At 67.6% G+C, this 2,339-nt stretch carries 3 protein-coding genes; 1 reads left to right on the forward strand and 2 read right to left on the reverse strand.

Features of this window, described 5'->3' with window-relative positions:
* Positions 1-64 precede the first annotated feature (64 nt).
* Positions 65-340: a hypothetical protein gene (locus tag ACZ5CR_RS43725; RefSeq protein ID WP_468868834.1), complete on the reverse strand. Its 276-nt coding sequence runs from the start codon at positions 338-340 to the stop codon at positions 65-67.
* A 280-nt stretch (positions 341-620) separates the two neighbouring features.
* Positions 621-1,544 carry a ScbA/BarX family gamma-butyrolactone biosynthesis protein gene (locus tag ACZ5CR_RS43730; RefSeq protein ID WP_468868838.1) on the reverse strand — a complete coding sequence of 308 codons (924 nt, stop codon included), beginning with the start codon at positions 1,542-1,544 and terminating at the stop codon, positions 621-623.
* A 122-nt stretch (positions 1,545-1,666) separates the two neighbouring features.
* Between ACZ5CR_RS43730 and ACZ5CR_RS43735 the strand changes: the two genes are divergently transcribed.
* A complete protein-coding gene (locus tag ACZ5CR_RS43735; protein WP_468868841.1) occupies positions 1,667-2,296 on the forward strand; it encodes a ScbR family autoregulator-binding transcription factor in 630 nt (209 codons plus the stop codon).
* Positions 2,297-2,339 lie beyond the last annotated feature (43 nt).

A 2,339-nucleotide genomic window follows, 5' to 3' on the forward strand; every position in this document is an offset into this window, starting at 1 on the left:
TCGTTCCGCAGGAGCAGCGACAACGCCTGGGAGTCCAGGACCAGGGACCTGGCCGCGGGTGCCTTCATGTGGCGCTGTCGCCTGACGCGTACGGCGCCTGTACTTCACCGAAAAGTTCGCGCTGCGCGGCCTGGACCTCGGCCTCACTCAACGGCTCGTGCTCGGCTTCGTAGGCGGCGACGATCTCGGCGAGGCCGTCCATCGCCAGCTGGTGCCGGACTGCCGCAGTCACATAGGCGGACACGCCACGCTTGCCAGTGCGCGTGCGTAGAGCACCGAGGAGTTCCGAGGGCATCGAGACGGAGATGTTCTCCGTGCCGCCGGGGCGGGGTGACTTCATGGGGGCCAGTCTAGTACAGGAACTATTACATCGGGTGGAATGCTGCGCAGCCCGCATCTTGCGGCGTAGTCTCGGCGCCATTGGATCTTCTTGTACTTTGTCGCGGACCCCGTGCTGGGATGGTGCTGGGATGCGTCCGCATTTCCGCAGGTCAGGGCCTTGTGGTCGAGTTCCGCTTCAACGTGTAGCGGTGACACACCACCACTTCGCTGATCCGGCAGACATGGAGGTCTGAAGGGGCCCGGCTCATGGGAGCCGGGCCCCTGTTCTGCTCGCGCCGTCAGTGCACCGGCTTCGCCTGAAGCGTCACCGTGCTGGAGAACACGGGGAGTTCGCCCTGGTGGGCGTTGACCTTGACGGACATGTGGCCCTCGCCGTCCTGGGTGAGGGGCTCCGTCGTGATCAGGCAGGGCTGGTCGAACTCCACGTACCGGAAGAACGCCGTGTCGAAGGCGACCGGCACCACCGCGCGCGGCATCGCCACGGCCTGGGCCGCCTGGGCGGCGGCCTCCAGGAGCACCATGCCGGGGATGTGGTCGTGCGGGTGGTCGAAGAGCACGCTGTGCGAGGTGTCCACGCGCAGCTGCCAGGTGTCCGGCTCGCTCGTGGGCGAGAGGACCACATTGCGCGAGTCGCCTCGGCCGACCTGGGAGGCCGGCACGGCAGGGGTGAGCGGGATCGCTTGGGCGAAGGCGCTCGCGGCGTCCGCGTAGTTGCCGCGCAGACGGTCGTAGATGGCCGGGGGATGGGTGGTGTACTCCAGCGAGGCGGTGCCCAGCGGCTTGCCCGCGCGGCTGGCCTCCACCTGGGCGGCCAGCTGCACCGAGCCCAGTCGGCGTCGCTTGACCTGTGTGTGGACGATGAGCAGCTCCACCTCGGAGGGGCCCGCGTCCGTGTCCAGTGCCTCGGCGTCGACGGTGGACCGGATCTGCTCCCAGCCCAGGCGGTGGTTGAGGGGGATGTCGTGCGCGGCATGCGTCAGCAGCGCGAGCGCCTGGCGCAGTGTCTCCGTCACCAGCAGCGGGCTGTAGCTGCCGCCTTCGGTGTAGAAGCTGTGCTGGTGCGGCCAGCGCGCGGTGACGATCTGGCACATCTCGGAGACCGGGCGCCAGCCGGTGACCAGGGCTTCATCCTGGATGGACTTGCGCACAAGCTTCTTGGTGGCCATCGACTCGGGCGCCGATGTGGTGACGGTGACTGCCATGACGAGTTCTCTCCCCTGAAACCGCGTGCTGAACTTAGGCATGGGGAGGTACTGCATCTCCCCCGCCTGCAGTAAGATAAAGAATAGTATTTTTCTTGTCGAAGCTGATCAGCGGGGTGCACATGGCGGTGCGAGCGGTGAAGCAGGAGAGGGCGGCGCGGACGCGGGCCGCCCTCATCCGGGCGGCGGCCGAGGTGTTCGGGGAGTACGGCTTCGCCGGCGCCAGCGTCGCGCGGATCGCGGAGAGGGCGGGGCTGACCCTCGGGGCGGTGTACTTCCACTTCAAGTCCAAGGAGGAACTCGCGCGCGAGATCGTCACGGCCCAGCCCGACCTCGTGGTGCCGCCCCAGGACTCGCAGGGCCTGCAGCACGCCATCGACACCACGCTGACCTGGGCGTACCAACTGCTCGACAATCCCGTCCTGCAGGCCGGTGCCCGCCTGGTGATGGACCAGGAGCACTTCGTGCCCAAGAGCGAGAACTCGCACCAGCAGTGGATGGGCATCCTCCTGCGGGACTTCCAGGACGCGCAGAAGCGGCGCGAGTTGAGGGCCGGGGTGGACGTCGAGGCGTATGCCCGCCTCATCGTCAGCGCCTGTACGGGAGCGCAGATGCATGCGCAGCTGGAGACCTCCCGCAGCGACCTGCCCGAGCGGATCGAGGAAGCCTGGCGGTGCCTGCTGCCCGCGATCGCGACACCCGGCATGGTCAAGAAGATGCAGTTCGGCAAGGAGCGGGGAGTGGCGTCATGAAGCAGTGGGCGGGAGAAGGCCCGAAGATTGTGGTGACCGGTGC

This window comes from Streptomyces sp. NPDC031274 (assembly GCF_055570235.1).

Bases quoted from the DNA above. Each gene is read 5' to 3' on its own strand.
- ACZ5CR_RS43735 (WP_468868841.1), top strand. From the start codon at position 1,667: ATGGCGGTGCGAGCGGTGAAGCAGGAGAGGGCGGCGCGGACGCGGGCC.
- ACZ5CR_RS43730 (WP_468868838.1), bottom strand. From the start codon at position 1,544: ATGGCAGTCACCGTCACCACATCGGCGCCCGAGTCGATGGCCACCAAG.
- ACZ5CR_RS43725 (WP_468868834.1), bottom strand. From the start codon at position 340: ATGAAGTCACCCCGCCCCGGCGGCACGGAGAACATCTCCGTCTCGATG.